Consider the following 990-nt stretch of genomic DNA (forward strand, 5'->3'; position numbering starts at 1 on the left):
TGATTGTTTTGAAGAAACCGGGAAGAGATCGCATTTGTTCGGCGGTAAGTTTCATTCTTGGTACTCCTGTCACATAGTGTTGGGGAAGTGGTGAAGCGGATAACAATGAACGGGCGTTGCGCTGGAGAAGCTGCACGAAGACAAGCTTTGATGTTTGTCGCGTGTTGCTGTAGCCGCTTCGAGTTCGTTGATATCCTTTGGTTTTGCCGATTAATTGCCAGTTTGCAGCGTGATAGATCGTGCCGATAAAACGCGAAGGATCGACAAAGGTTTCCATCATCAGGAGGGGAAACCCGAATCGATCTTGCCAGTCTTGTTGGATTCTTCGCCGACACAAGGAGAGAACTTTTGACGCAAGATTTTTGTAGTGACAGGTTGGCAGTATCAAAAATCGTGAATTATTTGCCACCAGATGCAGCCGATCATACTGCAGACGATGCCCCCAGCCGATCCAGCGATCACGGGCGCCGCACTTCAAAGCGGCAGCGGAAAAGCTGAGGAGGCCAAGCCATTCATTGTTGCAGATGACGACATACCAGATGGTATTGCCGATTTTCGGCAAAGCACCAAGATAATGATGCTGTTGCATCAATTCTAGAAATCTGGGTTCTTCTGAAGGTTCTACAGGACGGACGATAACCTGGGATAAGTTCAACATGGCCCTCTCTCATATGATACAATTTCGGGGATTGTAGCTGACTTGAGAAAGGTTGTCCAGATTTAATTGTAAGTAGTTTGAATTTTATTAAGAAGTGGATTGGATAAATTCATCCTGGGGCGATATCAGCAGCTGAAAATTTTGCATACTTTAATACAGAAAATGACACCTTGAGACTGTTATCTCAGTCAATCACCTGTTTTCACTCCCATTGGCAGCGGTTTTTCCTTTATTGAGTTTATCGTACAATGATGTCCGATGAATCCCCAGGATTTCTGCCGCTTTCGTTTTATTGCCCTGAACAGATCGCATGACATCGGCAATCACCTTCT

General features: G+C 45.4%; 2 protein-coding genes. Both read right to left on the reverse strand.

All coding sequences use genetic code 11. From position 1 onward, the window contains the following. On the reverse strand, positions 1-658 hold a 658-nt coding region (locus ACYQ8U_RS23045), incomplete at its 3' end, for a Druantia anti-phage system protein DruA (protein ID WP_459947902.1). A gap of 192 nt (positions 659-850) precedes the next feature. After that, on the reverse strand, positions 851-985 hold the full coding sequence (locus ACYQ8U_RS23050) for a helix-turn-helix domain-containing protein (RefSeq protein WP_459947903.1): 135 nt from the start codon (positions 983-985) through the stop codon (positions 851-853). Between the last annotated feature and the right edge of the window lie 5 nt (positions 986-990).

The sequence above is a fragment of the Desulfocastanea catecholica genome (assembly GCF_054657295.1).